Genomic DNA, 20368 nt, shown 5'->3' on the forward strand with positions numbered 1-20368 from the left:
TCGCACAACACACTAATAACATAGCGAAACCATCAGCTTATGCAGGATTCTTCATCCGTTGATGCCCCCCAACCCGAGGCAGCATTGCCACTTGGAATGCCCGCCACCCGCAAGCTATCTAATCATGAACTGGGCCTTCTGGTGCTTATCCTGTTAACGGACACACCTCGCTACGGAAGCGACTTAGCCCAAGCAATAGAAACGCTTTCAAAAGGCTTTTATCGGCCTAGCCCTGGCATGCTTTACCCGGTACTGGCCAAGCTAACCGAACAGCGGTGTTTGGTAAAAGAGCGGCGAGGACGGCGTAAATATTACGCCTTAACCGATGAAGGGAAGCGCTACCTGACTACTCGACGTGATAGTGGAGAACAGATCTATCAGCAACTGCAGCGCGCAGGCCAGAAATTGCAGCGCCTACATGAAGTACTCAGCGAAACGACTGAATCCCCCAGCCAAGCGCTACCCATGGCGCAAGAACTCATGACAGCCCGGATGGATCTTAAGGCTGCTCTTTACAAGACGCAGCACCTCTCCTTAGAAGCGCAGGAAGAGGTGCTAACCATTTTACGCGATGCTGCAGAACGCATTCGTGCCTGCACTCAGCGTCATTCTAATTAATGTTCGAGCACGGCTAAATCGCCTGCCTGGGCGGCGCCGGTTTGTACTCGCCACTGGGCCGCATAGTGGCCATCAACCTCCAGCAAGCTTGAGTGGTTACCGCGCTCAGCAACGCGTCCTTTTTCAATCACCACGATTTCATCGGCATGCACAATGGTTGAAAGTCGATGGGCAATCATAATCACCGTGCGGCCATGGGCGATGCGCTTTAGCGAACGCTGAATGGCAGCTTCAGTTTCGTTGTCCACCGCGCTAGTGGCTTCATCCAGCACCAGGATTGGCGGATCTTTAAGCAGCGCCCTAGCCAGGGAAAGCCGCTGACGTTGGCCACCTGAGAGCAATACCCCTCGCTCGCCAACCGGGGTCTCCAACCCTTGGGGCAACGTTTCAATAAAACTCCAGGCTTCGGCGGTTTTCGCGGCGTCAATAATCGCGTCCTCTGAGGCATCGGGTTTGCCGTAAGCAATATTGTCGCGAATGCTGCCTTCAAACAGATACACATCCTGACTCACCAAGCCTATCGCTTGGCGCAGCGAGTGCATGCTGACCTGTGTGATCGGCTGGCCATCGACCAGTACGCGGCCGCTGGCGGGGTCGTAAAAGCGCAGCAGCAATTTGATCAGGGTCGATTTACCGGAACCGGTAGCGCCTACCAGCGCTAGGGTGTTGCCTGCGGGCACGTGCAGATCAACGCCATTCACGCCTACTTGGCTAGCGGCGTAGTGGAAGCTCACTGCTTCGAACCGCACCTCGCCTTTCACAGGTGCAGTGAGAGGCGTCGCACTTTGATCTTTAACTGTGATTGGCACTTCCAGCAGGTCGAGAATCCGCTTGGTGCTGGCCATCGCGCGCTCGAACAGGTCGATCACTTGGGCAAGACCGGTGAGCGGCCACAGCAAGCGCTGGGTAAGGAAAACCAAGACGCCGTAAGCGCCTACATTCAGGCTGCCGTTTAGCGCCATCATGCCGCCGACGGTAAAGGTAGCGAGAAAGCCCGCCAGAATCGCCATACGGATCACGGGTATAAACGCGGAGCTGACCTTTATCGCCCGGCGGTTGGCCTCCAAATAGGCTTCACTGGCATCGCGGAGGCGCTCGGCTTCCCGTGCTTCACTGGTAAAGCTTTTGATGGTGGCAATGCCACTTAGGTTGTTGGAAAGGCGGCTGGCAAGATCCCCCACCTTTTCACGCACATCGCTATACAGCGGCCCGGCTTTGCGTTGGAAAAAGAAGGCGCCCCAGATAATCAGCGGAATCGGCGTGAACGCCAGCAGCGCAATCAGCGGTGACAACACAAAGAACACGGCGCCTACCGCGATTACCGTCACACCCACTTGAATCAGCGCGTTGGCTCCGCCATCCAGGAAGCGCTCCAACTGGTTCACGTCGTCGTTCATGGTGGCGACAAGCTGGCCGGAGCTTTTAGATTCGAAAAATGCCATATCCAAGCGCTGGGCGTGCTCGTAGGTGTCCTGGCGCATATCGGCCTGTAGCCGCTGGGCAAGGTTGCGCCAGAGAATTTGGAACAGGTACTCGAACAGCGACTCCCCCGCCCAGATAAAGAACGTCAGCACCGCTAGGATGGTGATTTGCTGATGAGGCGTTTCAAAACCCAGCCGCGCAACAAAGCTGTTTTCCTGATTCACCACCACGTCAATCGCCACACCGATCAGAATTTCCGGAGCGATATCAAACAGTTTATTGATAATAGAACAGGCAGTAGCCGCGGCAATCCGCCGCCGGTAACCTTTGGCATAGCGCAGCAGTCGTAGGAGCGCTTGAAAGCTTTGGTTTGAAGACGTCGCTTGAGCGCGAAGTGGTGAAGAAGCCACATCGGTTCCTTTTAGAAGTTATCGAAAGAATTATGTAGAGAGAACGAGAGCGGTGGCTAGAAGTTGCTGGGTAGCGCTTAGACAGGCTGAGCCACGCGGCGCACGTTAGCCAGCAAGGGGCTGCCGGTATCCGGGTCAAGCAGCAGCGTACAGTCTACTTGGTAAAGCTCGCGCACTAGCTCGGGTGTCACCACCTCAGCAGGTGCTCCCTGAGCAATAATCTGGCCTTCACGCATCGCAATCAGGTTGTCTGAATAACGACAAGCACTGGCGAGGTCGTGCAATACCATCACCACCGTGCGGCCATGGCAAGCCAAGTGGCGCACTAGCTCAAACACTTCAATCTGATGGCCTAAGTCTAGCGCAGAGGTGGGCTCATCTAAAAGCACAAGCGGCGTTTGCTGAGCAATGGTCATGGCGATCCAGGCACGCTGGCGTTGGCCACCGGAAAGCGCTTCTAGCGGCCGGTCGGCGAGGTCTTCCAAACCAGCGGCATCGAGCGCGTACTGCACCACGCGCTGGTCTTCCGCCGACCATTGACGCAGCCAGCCTTGGTGGGGCTGACGACCAAAGCGAATCAATTCCGTAACGGTTAAGCCTTCCGGGGCCACCGCCTCTTGGGGCAGCAAGGCTAACTGAGTGGCTAACTGACGCGCAGGCAGGCGTTGAATATCCTGGCTATCCAGCAGTACCGCGCCGCTGTCTGGCTTGTGCAAACGAGCAAGGCCGGAAAGCAGCGTTGATTTACCGCAGCCGTTAGGGCCAACAATGGCGGTGACCTGTCCGCTAGGCAGGCTAACGCCCAGGTTTTCAATCACTCGGTGCTGGCCGTAGCTCATGCACAACGCATTGGTGGCTAGCGTTGGTGAAACAGGCGTTGCTGATACTTGGCCTGGCAAACGAGATGAGTTGTTCATGGGCGGCTCCGTTGTGGGCGCATTAATATCCATAACAGCCAAGGCCCGCCAACCACTGCGGTAACAATGCCAACGGGAATTTCAATCGGCGCTAAGAGGGTGCGCCCGGCAAGGTCGGCCAACAGCATCACTAAAGCGCCAGCTAAGGTGGCAGCTAGGATCGGCACATGTCGAGCACTGGAAAGAGAGCGGGCAATCTCTGGGCCAATCAGCGCAACCATACCCACTGGACCGGCCACAGCAACCGCAAAGGCGGTAAGCACGACGGATAGCATCAGGATCTGTAGCCTGCGGGCTTTAACACGAAGCCCGAGACCACTGGCGGTGGCATCTTTAAAGCGTAGTAGTGTCAGTGAACGCGCCAGCGCCAAGGCGGTAATCACCCCCAATACCAAACCAATCCCCAGCAGTTGTACTGCGCCTCCAGGACGAGCGTTGAGCGATCCCACTGTCCATGGGTAGGCGGCATTGGCGACGTCAATCGCTACCCGCGCCAGCATTAATTGGGTGACAGCACCAAACACCGCCCCCACGCCAATGCCCGCGACAATAAACCGGTATCCTTGGGTGCCACTGCCCGCCGCGAGTCCAAAGGTCAGCACGGTGGCGGTTGTTGCTCCAGCCAATGCCATCGCGGGTGGCGCAATAGACACACCCATACCTACAACTGAAGCTACCGCGAAGGCCGTTGCGCCATTATCAATACCGATAATGCCGGGTGTGGCTAGGCGATTGCGTGCCAGGGTTTGCATCAAAATACCTGAAAGTGCGAACGCCGCCCCGGTAAAACAAGCAGCGGCCAAACGAGGCAAACGCAGCTCCTGCACCATAAAAGCCGTCATTACGTCGCCCTTACCTAGCACGGCAGGAATAACCTCACTAGGCGCCAGCGGTACGCTTCCTAAGCTTAGATAGAGCAAGCAAGATGCCAGCAACGCAATCAACAAACCAATATTGACCGCTAGCGCGCGCTTTTCGAACAGAAAACTATAGCCCCAACGGGGTAGCACGATATGCCAGTAGCCTTCTGGTACTGGCACGCTACCAGCATGTGCTGCGGCATCGACTGGCACATTGTTTAAAACATGGCTGGGAGTGACAACATCCGTTAAAGGCGGATGATTCGCCATTATTTTCATATCAACACATCACCAAGATGACACCAAGACGCCTGGGCGGCAGGGTGTTTAAAAAAAGCTATAGCATGGGTAATCGCTTAGCACGCACCACGGCAATAAGTACCGGTGCGCCACATAGCGCGGTAAGCACCCCTAATGGCAGCTCAGAAGGCGCAACGACAACACGCGAGATAATATCTGCCGAGAGTACAATCAATGGGCCAATGGGCAGGCAAAACCACAGCGTGCGGCGAATATCAGGCCCGGCAAACGCGCGCGCGACAAATGGCACCACCAGCCCAACAAAGGCGATCGGCCCAGCAATCGCAGTTGCCGCACCAACCAGCAGAGCCACGCAACCAACGGCTACCCAACGGATCAGCGTGGGGTGATGCCCCAGGCCACTCGCCGCTCGCTCGCCTAACGCTAGTGCCGCCAGCGGCCGCGCCATGATCACCACAGCGATGGCAGCAACCAGTAAGCTCGGCAGCACCGCGACAAGATCATCCAGCCGTCTTCCTGCTAGGCTGCCTACCACCCAAAAACGAATTTCATCAGCGGCGCGCTGGTCGTACAGCAGCATTAATGAGGTGAGCGAGCCTAACAGCCCAGAAAATGCCGCCCCCGCCAACACTAAACGCACGGGGTCATTTCCCACTCCGCGAAAACGCGCCACGCTGAGGACACACACACAGCCGATCAACGCCCCTAACTGAGCAACCGAAATGCGTAGCGTGGCAGCGCTAGCCCCTAGCACCAGTGCCAGCGCTACCGCAAAGGCCGCCCCTGCGCTAACCCCCAGCAGGCCAGGCTCGGCGAGCGGATTGCGGGAGATGGCTTGTAGCAGCGCCCCGGCAACGCCCAGCGCAATGCCTACCACAATGCCAATTAAGGTACGCGGAGCGCGAAGTTCCCAGACGATAAACTGCGCCTCACTGTCGCTTACCCCATACAGCAAACCCAACACTCGGCGGGGCCCTACCTCCCCTGCCCCAATTAGTAAACTAACGACGCTCACCGCCACAAGGGCGGTGAGCAGAATAAGCAGCCATGTACGGGGAGCGTAGCGCCGACTGGCGCTACTCACTGCGCTAGATAGTGATGTCACGGCATCTTTCACGGCAACAATGCGTTCTCAATGTCGTCCAAAATGGCTTGGGCGGCTAGCGGGCCATTAGCACTGCTCCACAGCTGGCCATTCACCGCCACAACCTGGTCTCGTTTAACAACGTCTAAACGTGTGAAGGCTGCGCTTTGCTTGGCGGCATCTAACGCCGCTTGACCATCGGCGTTTAGCGTAGCCAAAAACAGCCAATCGCTGTCCACTTGGGAAAGATTTTCAAGGCTGAGTATATCGCTATGGGGGTGACCTTCAGCAACCAGACCGGCATCCTGAACCTCTAACCCCACCTCCGCTAACAGCCCAGTGGCGATTAGCTCTTTGGACATCACCATCGGGCCATTGGGCATCCAGCGAGCCAGCACCGCGGTGCCACCCGCGTTAGCATCATCAATCGCAGCGGCCAATTCACTGATACGTTGGTCGACGGTCGCAATAGCATCGTCGATTTCTGCTTCACGGTTAAGTGCCTGTCCATAAAGCCGCGCTTCCGCTTTCCAACTATCAAACGCTAACGGCTGGGCATGCGGCACCACGGTGGGCGCAATGCGCGATAGCAACTGGTACTGCTCTTCCGATAGCTGAGCCGCGGCCAAAATTAAGTCGGGCTGCTGGGCCAAAACCGCTTCAATATTGATTTCACGTGTAACGCCGACAATCTCAGGACGCTCGCCATTAAAGTGGGCTTCCACATACTCAGCAACATTATCGCCACCGCGCGTAGTGATCGCGCCAACGGGGGTAACGCCCGCGGCTAACGCAGCATCTAACGCCCCCTCATACAGAGTGACAACACGCTCTGGCGCATCATTAACTTCAACGTCTCCGTATGCGGTATCCAGCGTGCGCGCCTGAGCAACGCTTGCTAACGACCCGCCTACCAATAACCCGCCTACTACAATACCTACTAGTCCGTTGCGCAGCGATGAGTAACCCATAAGTAACGCTCCTGAGAGTTTATGGTGATGATAATAACGATTCTCAAAAGCACTTGCATTATTATTCCAACGAATCGAACGTTCCAGATACAGCAACACCTGCTCAGTTAGCCGCCTAACAACCTTATAGGGGTATATTTTTCTCACAACTTTGTTCGACATTTGGCAACGCAATGTTCGATGAAACAAACTCGCATATGGGAACTTTTCTTCTTAGAATCACCACCTCGATTGATAACAGTTTTCATTAGCAAATAAGTTTCATCTCAGGGGATCACCATGCCACGCTTCACTCGCACCGCGTTAGCCAGCGCCGTCGCTCTTAGCGTCACCGCCACCGCAGCGTTAGCTCAAGAAAATACCCAGTTGAATAATGTGGTGGTTACTGCTGCTGGGTATGAGCAGTCGTTGAATAACGCTCCTGCGAGTATTGCCGTGGTCACACGTGAAGAACTGGAGCAAAAACAGTTCTCTAATATTGCCGAAGCAATTGCTAACGTGCCGGGCGTCGACGTGCGCGCGGGCACGGGAAAAACGGGTGGAATGAATATCTCTATCCGTGGCATGCCTAGCGACTACACACTGATTTTGATCAATGGCCGTCGTCAGAACACCTCAGGCAGCGTCACGCCTAACGGCTTTGGCGCAACCTCTACCAGCTTTATGCCACCGCTCTCTGCCATCGAACGTATCGAGGTCATTCGCGGCCCAATGTCGACGCTCTATGGTTCAGACGCCATGGGCGGGGTAATCAACATCATCACACGCCGTATCGGTGAAGACTGGGCGGGTTCGGTGAGCGTCGAAAATACCTTCCAGGAGGATCGAGATGCAGGCAACAGCTCGACGATCAACCTTTATAGCGCCGGGCCGCTTGTGGAAGATACCGTTGGCCTACAAGTGCGTGGCCGCCTATTCGATCGAGACAGCTCTGAGCGAATGGTCGAAAACAGTGCTGGCCGCGACCCACGACCTACCGAAGCACGCATTTACTCCATCGGTGGGCGTTTGAACGTTACACCGGACGAAGCGAACGAGTTCTGGCTAGACGCCGAGCGCGCCCGCCAAGTGTACTCCAACGACGATAACCGACTGGGCACCCAGGACGGTACCAATCGTGCAGGACAGCCTTCACCCGGCAGCGTTAACGGCTATAAAGATGAGCTGCGTTTCAACCGCGACCAGATCGCTATTGGCCACACAGGCCACTATAGCGCAGGCACCTGGGAAAGCAGCATAACGCGCAACTTCACCGAAACGCTTGGCCGCACGCTGCCAGCGGGCAGCGCGCCGGATTACGGCTACGAAGCCCAAGGCGGTGAAGACCGTCTGCTGGAGAGCCGCGACATCATCGTTGATACCAAGTTTGTGGCACCTCTGGGCGACCATATCGCCACCATTGGCGGCCAGTACATTGATGCCGAGCTTCAGGACGGTACCGCAGGCGACATTACCTTCGAACAAACCAGTTGGGCACTGTTTGCCGAAGACGAGTGGATGCTACGAGACAACCTTGCATTGACCCTGGGGGGCCGCTATGAGCACCACGATGCCTTTGGCGGTCACTTTAGCCCACGCGGCTACTTGGCATGGAACACCACGCCAAACTGGACACTCAAAGGTGGCGTGAGCCGTGGTTACAAAACGCCAAGCCTGAATGACCTGCACAGCGGTATCAATGGTTTTGGCGGCCAGGGCACCACAGTGAACATTGGTTCGCCGGACCTAGAGCCAGAAAAGAGCACCAACTACGAAATTGGCGCGGTCTACGACAACCAGAGCGGTTTCTCGGCAGGTGCGACGGTGTTCTACAACCAGTTCACCGACCGTATTGCCAGTGCTGCGGACATTCCTAACTGCCAATTCGTCGACAGCAACGGTAATACGCCGAACGCAGGATTGGCGAACTGCTTGAGCGTCGGCAACTTCACCCAGCAGGAGAGCTTCGGTCAGTTGACCAATATCGACGAAGCCGAAACCCGCGGTGTGGAACTAAATGCTAGCTATCAGATTGCCCCTGCGTGGCGAGTTAGCGGTGGCTACACCTTCACAGATTCCGAAATCACCTCGGGTGCTAATGAAGGTCAGGTGCTCACCAATACGCCTGACCACAAGCTGACCGCCGACCTGACCTGGGCGATCAATGATCGCTGGAGCACCACGCTGGAAGGTGAGTACTACTCTTCCCGCGAGCGTTTCGTGGGCGATGTAAGCGGTGAATCCGCCTCGCTTGTCGAGCAGCTAGGCAACAAACTGGACGGCTACGAGCTGTTCAACTTGCGCAGTTCCTACCGCTTCAGTGACAACGTGCGTCTAACCGGCACCATCTACAACCTATTCGATAAAGACTTCACCGGCGCCGATACCTTCGTGCACAACGGCGATACACTGCTGGCTTATCGCTTTACCCAAACGGGCCGTTCTACCGATGGCGTAGCGTTGGATGGCCGCAGCTTCTGGGTTTCTGCCACGTACGATTTCTAATACACGAGGTTTCCTTACTGTTTCAATGCTGACTTACTGCCCTGGCCATGCGCCAGGGCTTTTTTACGCCCGCTTAACAGCGAATTCGATGTTTATTAGGGAACTGTCCGTCATGACCGCGCACCCGCTCGTCCGCTATCTTGCCTTGGTTCTACTGTTGCTCTGCGGCCTAATGCTCTCTAGTGCTTCCTTCGCGCAATCAGCCCCCAGGGTTGAACTAGCGCCGGTAAACCGCGAACCAATTTATACCGAAACAAACCTAGTCGGCACCGTAAACTCCCTGGAAGATGCCCTCCTATCAGCATCGGTAGCAGGGCTAATTGTTCAGGTAGCAGTTAATCCAGGCGACCATGTCAGCAAAGGCGACACGCTAATCGCGCTGGATGACGACCTGGCTCGTTTTGACGTAGCAGCGGCGGCTGCCGCAGAGCAGGAGGCCCAGGCCACACTAGCGGAAGCAGAACGGCTATTGCGAGAAGCAGAATCGGTGGGCGTGGGGCGTAACATCGCGGCGACTGAGGCTAGCGCCCGCCGTAGTGCCGTTAACGTGGCCCGCGCCGCACGCTCGCGTTTAACAGCGGAGCAAGCGCGCCTAAGCGCGCTACTGGCTCGCCATGTAATTAACGCTCCTTTTGATGGAGTCGTCAGCGCTCGCAGCATCAATCTCGGTGAGTGGGTCACGCCAGGAGATAGCGTTGCGCGACTGGTTAACCTAAACGAGCTGCGCGCTGATTTTCAGGTGCCCGAAACCTTTTATACCGCCATTCAAGGCGAAACGTTTATCACTCTACGTGCGGGGCAACAAACCTATGAGACGACTATCGCCACCGTGGTGCCGATCAGTGACCCTAGTGCCCGCACATTTCTATTACGCGCCCATGTGCCCGAAGCAGCGTCCCTATACCCAGGCAATGCAGTGGATGCTGTGCTACGGGCGCCGACCAATAGCGATGGACTAACGGTTCCCCGCGATGCGTTAAGCCGCTACCCAGATGGGCGAGTCACCGTATGGGTAGCCACCCCTAACGAAAACAACACCTACCACGTGACTGAACAACGTGTGCAGTTGGGCATTAGCTTTGCCGACCGTGTGGAAATTATCGAGGGTCTCACCGGTGATGAGCAGGTCGTCATTCGTGGCAATGAATCGCTGGTCGAAGGTGTCAGTGTTGAGGATATCACGGCGGGGAGCGAGTAATGTTTGCAGCCCTTTTGCGCCAGCAAACGCTGGTTACGGTTATCGCACTAATCTTCCTGCTGCTGGGCATTGCCGCCACGCTGCGCATCCCAGTTCAGATGATTCCCGATATTGAAGCCCGCACAATAACGGTCGAGACGCGCTGGGCGGGAGCGACACCCCAGGATATCGAAAAAGAGATCCTCATTGAGCAGGAGCAGTACTTGCGCAATGTGCCGAACCTTACCCGCATGACGGCGATAGCCGAAAGCGGCAGCGCTGAAATTGAGCTTGAATTCCCGTTTAGCGTGGATATGACGGCAGCGCTGATTCAAGTCAATAACGCGCTCAGCCAAGTATCGTCATATCCCTCTAATGTGGACCAGCCACGGATTGTTTCTGCCGCCTTTTCGACAGACGCGTTTTTGCGCTTTCACGTAGGAACGCTACCCGGTAATCCTAAGGCGCTAGATATCCAACTGATGAACGACTTTATCGACGATCGTGTGCGGCCCCGCATGGAAAGCGTTAAAGGCGTGTCCGAAGTCGGCGTCAATGGCGGCGCTCAGCGGCAGCTACAAATTTTGCTCGACCCGGGCGCGCTGGCCCAGCGCGGGATTTCACTTACCGAGTTACGCGATGCCATCACCCAACGTAACCGGGATATTTCCGGGGGCGAACTAGAAGCCGGTAAACGTCGCTATCTGATACGCACACTGGGTCGCTTTGATGATGCTGAAGACTTGGCGCAGCTGGTTATCGCTCGTCAAGGCGATAGCATCGTGCGGCTTGCCGACGTTGCCGAGGTCCGCCAGGGACAGTCTCGCTTAAGCCAGCTATCGTTTTATAACGGCCAACTGGGCATTGGTATGGACCTGCGGCGGGAAAGCGGTGCTAACGTCATCGATATCAAATACGCCATTGAAGAAGAAATGGCAGCTATTAACGATAGCATTCTGCGCCCGGCAGGTATGGAAATGGTGTTGACTGCCGATGATGTGCGCTATGTAGAAGCCTCGGTCAGTAATGTATGGAGCAACCTACTACTTGGGGCGGCCTTTGCAACGTTGGTGATGTACCTGTTTTTGCGCTCCGCTCGCATCACCTTTATTGGTGTTATCGGCATCCCCTTCTGCACCATTGCGGCTTTTTTAGGGCTGATGCTCACCGGGCGCACGATTAACGTGATTTCCATGGCAGGCATTGCCTTTGCCATAGGCATGAGCGTCGATAACAGTATTGTGGTACTGGAAAATATTGAGCGATACCGCCGTTTAGGGCTCGACCGCATTGAGTCGGCGCTACGCGGCGTGCAGGAAGTATGGCCTGCGACGCTAGCATCGACAGCCACCACCATTTTGGTGTTCCTACCGATTGTGTTTATCGAAGAAGAAGCTGGGCAGCTGTACTCTGATGTAGCGATTGCCGTTTCCGCTGCTATTTTCGCTTCAATGCTGGTGGCAGTTACGCTAGTGCCGTCCCTCTGTTCGCGCTTTAGTTTTTCGATGCGCAACCAACATGAGAATAGCCCCGCGGCCTCTCCCCCTTCGTGGGCTGGGAAACGACTTGAGCGTTTGATCGCCACCCCTTTTCGGCGCGGAGCGATCCTGGTAACCACGCTAGCGATCAGCGGCTGGACTCTCTTGGTACTCACTCCGCCCGCCGAGTACTTACCCGAAGGCGAGGAACCTAAAACCTTTGCGGTGATGAGCCCACCGCCGGGCTATAGCCTGCAGGAGATGGCGGGAATCGCCGCGCAGGTAGAGGATTACTTTTTACCTCATGTAGGCGCTGATCCAGCGGCATTTTTAGCAGGCGACACTGAGGTGCCACCGCTGGCCTATATGAACATGCGAGTCGCCCCGACGCGGCTGTTTATCGTCGCGGAAGCAGCGGACCCCGGCGACATCGAAGCGTTAATGGATGCACTTACCAGTTACTACGAGCGCTTTCCAGGAATGCGCGCCTTTGCCTCAAAAGGCTCGATCATTTCCAGTAACGATGGCGGCACGCGGAGTATCAACCTGGATATCTCTGGCCCAGACTTGGCGACTGTTTATGAAGCCGCCAATAACCTCTACCGAGAAGCCCGCCAAGAGTTTGGTAATCCGCGCATTCAGAGCCAACCCTCCTCGCTGTCGCTAGATCAGCCGCTAATTCAAATTCGCCCCGACTGGGCACAGGCGTCAGCGCTTGGCTTAGCGGCAGGAGATGTCGGTTTCTCGGTCGCCGCACTCACCGAAGGTGCCTATGTGGATGACTTCTTTCTCGACGACGAAAAGATCGATATCTATCTTTATGGCCCCCAGCGGTCGCTACCTCTGGACCAGCTACCCAACCTTCTGCTCCATACTCCCAGCGGCGCAACATTGCCGCTCTCTGCCGTCGCCAGCATTGATGAAACCATGGATACCAGCGTTATTCGTCGTGTCGATGGTAGTCGAACGGTGACCCTGAATGTCATCCCACCACCCAGTATTGCCCTGGAAGCGGGAGTTGAGCAGGCCGAGAGGATGCTGGAGCGGCTTCGCCATGAAGGGGTGTTATCTTCGGCAGTGGCTATTTCAATTTCGGGAGCGAGTGATCAGTTAAATGCTACGCGAGACGCGCTAATGGGTAATTTCTTGATTGCGATTGTGATTGTCTATTTGCTTTTGGTAGCGATTTTCTCTCACTGGGGATACCCGTTACTGATCCTTACCTCAATTCCTTTGGGCGTGGTAGGCGGCATTATTGGTTTAGCGGCCATGAATACAGTGGGTAGCTTGCTGCCTCTCATTGGCATCGCGCCACTCACTCAGCCCTTCGATATGATTACCATGCTGGGCTTTTTGATACTCATGGGGACGGTGGTTAATAACCCTATCCTGGTGGTCGACCAGGCACGGCGGCGTCTTCACGATAAGCAACTGTCCGTTCAGGAAGCCGTGTCTCAAGCAATTCAAACCCGCCTGCGCCCGATTGCGATTACCACGCTGACAACGCTGTGCGGGCTTTCGCCATTGGTGTTTTTGCCCGGTGAAGGCACCGAACTCTATCGTGGCGTGGGAGCGATCGTCTTATTTGGTTTGCTGGGAGCTTCCATCGTGACAGTGACCTTCCTGCCAGCCTTGATGATAAGCGTGCTGCAGCTTAGCAAACGCAATACGCAGCCTGCCCAAGCCCAACATTCGTAAATAAACACGTGGTTCACTTAAAAGGGCGGCCACCTAATCAGGTGGCCGCAACGTTTAATCGCTTGGCAAAACCGGGGCTAGAACGCGACGTTCAGCCCCAACCAAACACGGCGTCCATCGTCTACGTAGCCGTACTCTTCGTAAGTAATGCGCTCATCAAATAGGTTGTAGATACCCGCATTCACCGTGGTGCTATCGTTGAGCTTGTAACCCATTCCTGCATCCACAAAGGTGTAGGATGGCGCGACGATGGAGCTTTGCGACGGCCCGGTGGTGGGCTGGCTCTCTTCGCCACGGTAGCTCACTTTGGTCCACTGGCTGAGTCGCGAGTTGACCTGCCAGTCGAGTGTAGCCGAGACCTGATGGCGTGGTAGCTGCGTCAAAGGCTCACCAGCATATTGACCACTTTTCTGTTCGGAGTCAGTGAAGGTATAGCTAGCCGTTAACGACACTGCATCTGTCAACGGCGCTGCCAGGCTGGCTTCTACCCCTTGCGTAATCGCTTCATCCACGTTGACGCGATAAGTAGGATCACTGCCAAAATCATTAGGGCCATCGGTACAGATATCGACAGGGCAAGCAATACGCGTAATCTTGTCTTCAAAGTCGTTGTGGAACAGCGTCAAGCTGCCGCTTAGACCGGCATCATTGGCGTAGAGCAGTGCAATCTCTTTGTTAAGCGACGTTTCAGGTTTAAGGTCCGGGTTACCGTAAATATTGCCACCACGGCTGACCTGCCCCCAATCGGGAGTGATTTCACGTAGGCTTGGCGAGCGATAACCGGTTGAAACGCCTCCTTTAAGGGTCCAGTCCGGTGTTGCATTCCAAACGCTGTACAGGCGCGGGCTGACGTGACTGCCGAAGTTATCGTCGTCATCAACGCGTAAACCACCGGTCAACGCCCAGGTGTCGGTCAACATCCACTCATCTTCTACAAATAGCGCCCGTTGGCTATTTTCGATTTCGGTCCGGTCAGATATTCGGTTGGTGGTGGTATCGTTCAGCGACTCTTCTTCGTAGCTCGCGCCAACAGTCACTAGGTGCATGCCTAGTGGGATCACTGCACTGGTTTTAGCGGTAGTATTGGTAATTTCAATATCGCGGGATTTGTTATCGCTACGCTCACGCTGTACAAAGGTCTCGCTGGTGCCCCAGTCAAAGCGGCCACTATGGGTAACCGCAACGTGAGTGTTGGTGTATTCGCCGATACTATCGGTGCAACCACCTCGACACCCTTCAGCAGCACCAGACCGCCCTACCCGTGAGTAACGATCCTGTTCGGTAACGCCAGCTTCGGCGGTGAAGTCGTGATTATCGTTAGCGGCGAAGTTTAGCCGTGCGGTCAGACTTTGCAGGCTTTTCTCTTCGTAGCCGTTCAAAATATCATCTTCATCCCGCTCTGAGGCACGTCCATAAACCTGCAGACCTAACCGGTCACCCACTAACGGCCCGCTTAGGTAGAAATTCGCTTGGCGGCTGTCTCCAGAATTGCTGTTTTCTTGTAGCACCGTGTCGAGCTGTACATTGCCGTGCCACTCATCGGCCACCTTGCGGGTAATTACGTTGATCACCCCACCGATAGCGTCTGAGCCGTAGAGCGTCGACATTGGCCCACGCACTACTTCAATACGCTCAATCGCTTGGAGTGGTGGGAGCCAGTCCTGCTCGAATCCAGCGCTGCCATTCGGGCGTGATTCCCGAGAGTTTTGCGGACGCCCATCGACCAAAATCAAAGTGTACTGGGAAGGCATGCCACGAATTGAAATATCATTGCCACGGTCACCTGCGCCGCCGCCGGTAACAATCACACCCGGCACGTCACGCAGCGCGTCGGTGACATTTTGATAGTGGCCACGCTCAAGCTCTTCCCGAGAAATAACGCTAATAGAAGCAGGCGCACTGGAAATTTGCTGTTCAAACCCCGATGCGGTAACCACAACATCATCTAGCCGAGGTGTTTCTTGTGCCAACACGGCACTACTGGCCAATGAAGAGATGGCACCGGCCAATAGCGTGCGACGCAAACGAGTAGACATAGCAGGGTTCCTTTAGTGTGAAAGAGCACTTGCGATCAAATACGAATCATTAACATTCGTATTTTTGCATAATTCTTACACAAAGAGGTCGCACAGTACGTTCAGCCATCCGGAACACAAATGCCAATTATTTTCATTAACATCATTAAATGGCACAATAGCGCTTCAACTGTTGCCTAATGGCCCGACCATGTACGATTTTGATGAACTCGCCGCCTTTGCCGATGTGATGACTAGCGGCAGCCTAACGCGCAGCGCACAAAAGCTAGGACTTGCTAAATCGACGCTGAGCCGCCGCATTAGCCAGTTAGAAGCAAGATTGGGCCAGCCTCTGCTTAGGCGGCAAGCCAATCGACTGATTCCTACGGAAGCGGGTCTGCTGTTTCATAACTACTGCACAGAACTGCTAGCGATGGCGGCACATAGCCAAGAAGCGCTGGCAGAACTGCGTGAGGAAATCAGCGGAAAAGTAACACTGGAAGTTCACGGGGCATTAGCACGAGGTTGGATGGCAGGCGTCGTTGATGCGTTTCTCACTCGCTATCCCAAGGTGGAATTAACCCTCCACACGCGAGAATCTCCACCTACTAAAATGCACAGCAACAGTGTGCACATCTGGCTAGGACCAACGCACGAGTGCGGTCTCAATCAGGAGCGTTTAGGACACTTGACTCGCGGCCTTTATGCCAACCCCAGCTACCTTGCCAACGCTGGCTACCCTCAGCATCCAAGCGAGCTTGAATCACACGCGTGGATTGATTTACTCGATAGCGCTTCTAGTGGCTTGCTGTTCCACCATGCTCATCACGACGACTTTCTGTTTAATGCGCCCCGTTCACGGCTGCGCGTTGATCTAACGGTGCTTCAAATCGATGCCATTGCTTATGGCCAAGGCATTGGGTTGCTGCCCCACTGGGTGGTTGAAAAACGCGAGAAGCATCATCCCGGTGATTTAGTCAGCTGCTTGCACGGCTGGGAACCCGCCCCGCTGCCCATCACCATGTTGTACGCTTATGGCCACCATTCGCGCCGAGTTAACGCACTGCTCGAGTTTTTACGCGAGCAAGTTCCGGCTGCCTGGCAAACCAACCACGCCACCGCTAACGCTGAATAACCAATTCGCCTTGCCAGTTAGCGGCCTAATTAACGACAATGAGCCGCTAATCATCGTCAAGGAATGGTAATGCTCGCCGAACTTTTTGCCGTGATGGCTCCGGTACTCGCCGGTGCTGGGCTGGGATATCTATGGGTACGCTTAGGGCATCCCTACCCCGTCGATTTCATTACTCGTTTGGTGTTTAACATCGGCACACCCGCGCTGGTGCTTGCCTCACTTTCTGGGGCTAATATTGATGCCAATAGCTTTGGGCAGGTGATGTTTGCCACGGCTATTGTGATACTGACCATGGGTGCAGCGAGCTTTGTGGTCGCCAAACTATTGCGCCGTAGTTGGCGCGTATTACTCGCCCCGATGATGTATCCCAACACCGGCAATATGGGACTCCCCGTCGTTCTGTATGCCTTTGGCAGCGCAGGGTTTGCCTATGGCATTACGGTGATGGTGACGGTCTCGCTCTTTCAGTTCACTTTAGGGGCGGTTCTCAATAGCAACGCAAGCCCGACTAAAACGCTGCTGAAAACGCCCACCGTCTACGCCATTTTAATTTCGATGGCGCTACTGCTAACCGACACATCGCTACCCCCATGGCTGGCCAATACGGTCGATTTAATGTCTGGCTTCACCGTACCGCTGATGTTGATAACGCTTGGTGTTTCTCTAGCCAGCATCCAAGTAAAAAGCCTGCGTTCTGGCATCGGTTTTAGCCTAGTACGTATTCCCCTTGCTGCGGGGACAGCGTGGCTAATTGCAAGTTGGGTTGGCCTGCCCCCACTGGCACAAAGCATTCTGGTGCTACAAATGTGCATGCCTGTCGCCGTGTTTAACTACTTGTTCGCCCAGCGTGCCCAGCGCGAACCGGCGTATGTCGCCAGCCTCGTGTTTTGCTCGACGCTGCTTGCTCTGGTGTATTTACCGATACTGCTGGCATTTCTGATGTAGTCTCTTTGGCCTACCCCACCTGATTTAGCCCGCCGCATATATAGCGACACAGGGAACCCCGCTCGCTTTAAGCAGTCATTGCTAGACATGCAATATGATCATCGAAAGCCCCGACCACAGGAGTGAACGTGATGCACCAAGCACAGGAACGCCAGATAGGGCTAACGACGCCTTCTCAGCGTTGGTTTCTGGCAGCTATTGGCGGGCTAATGCTGGCGGACCCGGTTAGCAATGCCCGAGCAGAAATGCTTCACGACGCGATCGAAACCGAGCAAATGACTTTGTCACTTGAACGTGTGGCGAGTGGTTTGAACGCCCCTTGGGCAGTGGCTTTTTTGCCTGATGGGCGCTTTTTAGTCAGCGAACGCCGCGGTCAACTCGTCTTAGTGGATCACGAAGGTAACCAGCAAACGCTCGAAGGACTGCCCACGGTTAGCCACCAGGGGCAAGGTGGACTTCTCGATATCACCTTGCATCCTTCCTTTGGTGACGGTGAACATGACTGGATTTATTTCACCTGGAGCAAACCAGACGGCAATAACAGTCGCTCAGCACTGTCACGGGTTAAGTGGCAAGGGAATTCACTCGGTGAGGTCGAGCACCTTTTTGAACAGGATCGCGCCTCGTCCCCCGGCCGTCATTACGGCTCGCGTATGGCGTGGCTAGCAGACGGCACGCTATTAATGAGTATTGGAGACCGCGGCGCTACCCCATCCCGTGCCCAGGCAAGCGATGATCATGCAGGCTCAACACTGCGGCTAACGGATACCGGCGGCGTACCCGACGATAACCCATTTGTGGGTACTGATAGCACCTTGGATGAAATTTACTCCATGGGCAATCGTAATATCCAAGGGCTGACGGTACTTAGCAATGGTGAACCCTGGGCGACCGAACATGGCCCGCGCACAGGCGATGAGCTTAATCACATCAAGGCAGGCAGCAATTATGGCTGGCCTGAGGTTAGCCTGGGCAATGACTACCGGACAAATGAGCCGATTGGCGTCGAATCGAAGCCCGGTATGGTTGACTCGGTTTACCGCTTTGAAGGCCGATTTGCGCCTTCGGGCCTTACCGAAGTCACCAGCAGCGCGTTTGGAGACTGGCAGGGGCAGCTATTAGCCGGCGGTTTAGCTAGCGAAACATTGCTGCGCCTGCAATTGGAAAACGGCAACGTGGTGGATGAAGAGGTCATTCTGGATGGCCACATTGGGCGCATTCGCGATGTGCGCCAAGGTCCTAACGAGGCCATTTACCTGCTAACCGATGGTGGTCAGGGCGGCCTTTATCGTTTAAGGGTGGCGGATTAACCTACATTAACGTTATCTGAACCGCGACTCTTTATACTGTCTATTGATACTGTCTATTTATTTATACTGTCTGTGCACGCTGCCAATGCTGTTCTGCGCTGAACAGCCGATACTCATTACGGATGCCTGATGCGACTACGTAATTTAATTATTTTGACGGTTATCGTGCCACTGTTTGTCGTTCTAGTGGTTTTTAGCCTAGTGGCTATCAAGTCGCTAGAAGATAACGTGCGTTCCAAGCTGCAAACCGAAGTTGAGATTATCACCCGTGCATTGGGCACATCACTGAGTTACGCCGTTACTCGTGATAGCGACACCCCACTAGGAGAAGCGCTGCAATCCGCTTTTTCATTCCATCGTATCTATGGTGCTTATGTGTTCGACACCCAAGGCCGGGAGGTTTATGGCCTAGGTCTGGGCAAGGACCTATTTTCGCCGGATGAAATTCAGCAGGTTATCAAACAAGATGACCTGTACAGCAATTACCGCCAGCAGGAAGGCTGGACGTACTACTCAGCATTGATTCCGCTGAGGGCGCAAAACGGCACGGTGAAAGGTGTTCTGCAAGTTAACCGGCTTAATACCGGCATCGAAAACTACACAGGTTTTATCAGTATTGTGGCAGTGCTGGTATTTGTGATCGGAGCGGCCGGTATTGTTTTTAGCATTTGGTGGGGCTTTAGGCACTATATAGAACGGCCACTCAATCGTCTTTTGCACGTGATGTTGCTGGTGGAAGATGGTGATCGCAGTCAGCGGGCTACCGAAGATGGCCCGACTGAATATCGCCGCTTAGCATCAGGCTTAAACGGCATGCTCGATGCTATGGCAGAAAAAGATCGCGATATTGATGCCCGTCGGCAGCGCGAAATCGAACTAGAGAAGCGCCTACGAAAATCTAAAAAGCTGGCTGAATTAGGCGTTTTGGCGGCTGGTGTCGCCCATGAAATTGGCGCCCCATTAACCGTCATCAATGGTCAAGCCCAGCGCTTAGCCCGCAGGGACATCATTGGCGATGACGAACGTGCTCGATTAGGCCGTATCCGAGGAGAAGTCGAAAGAATTGTCCAAATTGTCCGCCAGTTAATGGAACTGGGCAGACAGCATAACGTAGACAAAGATACGCAAGCGTTGGATCAGCTTATCCTGAGTGCCAGTGAGCTCGTAGAAGAGGAGTTGGAGCCACGAAATATTCATTTGGATATTGATCTTCCCTCTCCTACCCCCCATTTATTAGTCAATGGGCAGCAAATCGTACAGGTACTCACCAATCTATTACGCAACGCAGCGCAAGCACCAGACGTTAGCTGTATACGCCTTAGTGCCAAACAATACAGTGAGGAGCTAACGCTTTGGGTTGAAGATGATGGGCCTGGCATTCCAGCGTCGCATCATCAGCAAGTATTTGATCCTTTCTTTACGACGAAACCGGTGGGCCAAGGCAGTGGCTTAGGGCTCTCCATGGTGCATCGCATAATTAACGACCACGGCGGGACAATTGGCGTATTTGATAGCGGCCTTGGCGGCGCTGGATTCGAGATTACGCTCCCCCTTAGTGAAACCGCAGCCGCTTGAGGAAAACG

Annotated in this window: 14 protein-coding genes; 8 read left to right on the plus strand and 6 right to left on the minus strand. The window is 54.8% G+C overall.

The features are described 5' to 3' along the window. Positions 1-39: 39 nt before the first annotated feature. A complete protein-coding gene (locus tag IR195_RS15425; RefSeq protein ID WP_206048009.1) occupies positions 40-618 on the plus strand; it encodes a PadR family transcriptional regulator in 579 nt (192 codons plus the stop codon). On the opposite strand, the gene IR195_RS15430 is transcribed toward IR195_RS15425, so the two are convergent. The 5 genes from IR195_RS15430 to IR195_RS15450 all read right to left on the minus strand — a co-directional run bounded on the left by IR195_RS15430 (position 615) and on the right by IR195_RS15450 (position 6543). Then, on the minus strand, positions 615-2450 hold the full coding sequence (locus IR195_RS15430; protein WP_206048010.1) for an ABC transporter ATP-binding protein: 1836 nt from the start codon (positions 2448-2450) through the stop codon (positions 615-617). The two genes, IR195_RS15425 and IR195_RS15430, sit on opposite strands and share 4 nt — an antisense overlap. Positions 2451-2527: 77 nt before the next feature. Then, positions 2528-3367: an ABC transporter ATP-binding protein gene (locus IR195_RS15435; protein ID WP_241006741.1), complete on the minus strand. Its 840-nt coding sequence runs from the start codon at positions 3365-3367 to the stop codon at positions 2528-2530. Further along, a complete protein-coding gene (locus tag IR195_RS15440) occupies positions 3364-4506 on the minus strand; it encodes a FecCD family ABC transporter permease (RefSeq protein WP_125750756.1) in 1143 nt (380 codons plus the stop codon). The genes IR195_RS15435 and IR195_RS15440 overlap by 4 nt, the downstream gene beginning before the upstream one ends. 58 nt (positions 4507-4564) lie before the next feature. Further along, positions 4565-5533, minus strand: coding sequence for a FecCD family ABC transporter permease (locus IR195_RS15445; protein ID WP_125753752.1), 969 nt, complete (start codon positions 5531-5533; stop codon positions 4565-4567). Positions 5534-5601: 68 nt separating this feature from the next. Then, positions 5602-6543 (minus strand): ABC transporter substrate-binding protein, encoded by a 942-nt coding sequence (locus tag IR195_RS15450; RefSeq protein ID WP_125750759.1) that lies wholly within the window; start codon positions 6541-6543, stop codon positions 5602-5604. A 279-nt stretch (positions 6544-6822) separates the two neighbouring features. Here IR195_RS15450 and IR195_RS15455 point away from each other — a divergent pair, with 279 nt between their 5' ends. The 3 genes from IR195_RS15455 (at position 6823) to IR195_RS15465 (ending at position 13380) form a co-directional block, all read left to right on the plus strand. Next, the gene (locus tag IR195_RS15455) at positions 6823-9027 is read left to right on the plus strand and encodes a TonB-dependent receptor domain-containing protein (protein WP_206048011.1); all 2205 of its coding nucleotides are present in this window, start codon (positions 6823-6825) and stop codon (positions 9025-9027) included. A gap of 112 nt (positions 9028-9139) precedes the next feature. Beyond that, positions 9140-10225 (plus strand): efflux RND transporter periplasmic adaptor subunit, encoded by a 1086-nt coding sequence (locus tag IR195_RS15460; protein WP_206048012.1) that lies wholly within the window; start codon positions 9140-9142, stop codon positions 10223-10225. Next, complete coding sequence (locus tag IR195_RS15465) at positions 10225-13380, plus strand: efflux RND transporter permease subunit (RefSeq protein ID WP_206048013.1); 3156 nt, start codon at positions 10225-10227, stop codon at positions 13378-13380. Before IR195_RS15460 ends, IR195_RS15465 begins: the two co-directional genes overlap by 1 nt. Positions 13381-13457: 77 nt before the next feature. Here the strand turns inward: IR195_RS15465 and IR195_RS15470 are convergent, their stop codons facing one another. Next, entirely contained in the window at positions 13458-15416 is a 1959-nt protein-coding gene (locus IR195_RS15470) for a ligand-gated channel protein (protein WP_125750767.1), read from the minus strand. 190 nt (positions 15417-15606) lie between these two features. Here IR195_RS15470 and IR195_RS15475 point away from each other — a divergent pair, with 190 nt between their 5' ends. The 4 genes from IR195_RS15475 (at position 15607) to IR195_RS15490 (ending at position 20360) form a co-directional block, all read left to right on the plus strand. Further along, positions 15607-16530, plus strand: a complete 924-nt coding sequence (locus IR195_RS15475) for a LysR family transcriptional regulator (protein WP_125750770.1) — start codon at positions 15607-15609, stop codon at positions 16528-16530. A gap of 69 nt (positions 16531-16599) precedes the next feature. After that, positions 16600-17475, plus strand: a complete 876-nt coding sequence (locus IR195_RS15480) for an AEC family transporter (protein WP_146941875.1) — start codon at positions 16600-16602, stop codon at positions 17473-17475. Positions 17476-17606: 131 nt separating this feature from the next. Beyond that, positions 17607-18785 (plus strand): PQQ-dependent sugar dehydrogenase, encoded by a 1179-nt coding sequence (locus tag IR195_RS15485; protein ID WP_206048014.1) that lies wholly within the window; start codon positions 17607-17609, stop codon positions 18783-18785. A 129-nt stretch (positions 18786-18914) separates the two neighbouring features. Then, the gene (locus IR195_RS15490) at positions 18915-20360 is read left to right on the plus strand and encodes a sensor histidine kinase (protein ID WP_125750780.1); all 1446 of its coding nucleotides are present in this window, start codon (positions 18915-18917) and stop codon (positions 20358-20360) included. Positions 20361-20368: the final 8 nt, after the last annotated feature.

This window comes from Vreelandella venusta (assembly GCF_015689495.1).
Lineage (GTDB): Bacteria > Pseudomonadota > Gammaproteobacteria > Pseudomonadales > Halomonadaceae > Vreelandella > Vreelandella venusta.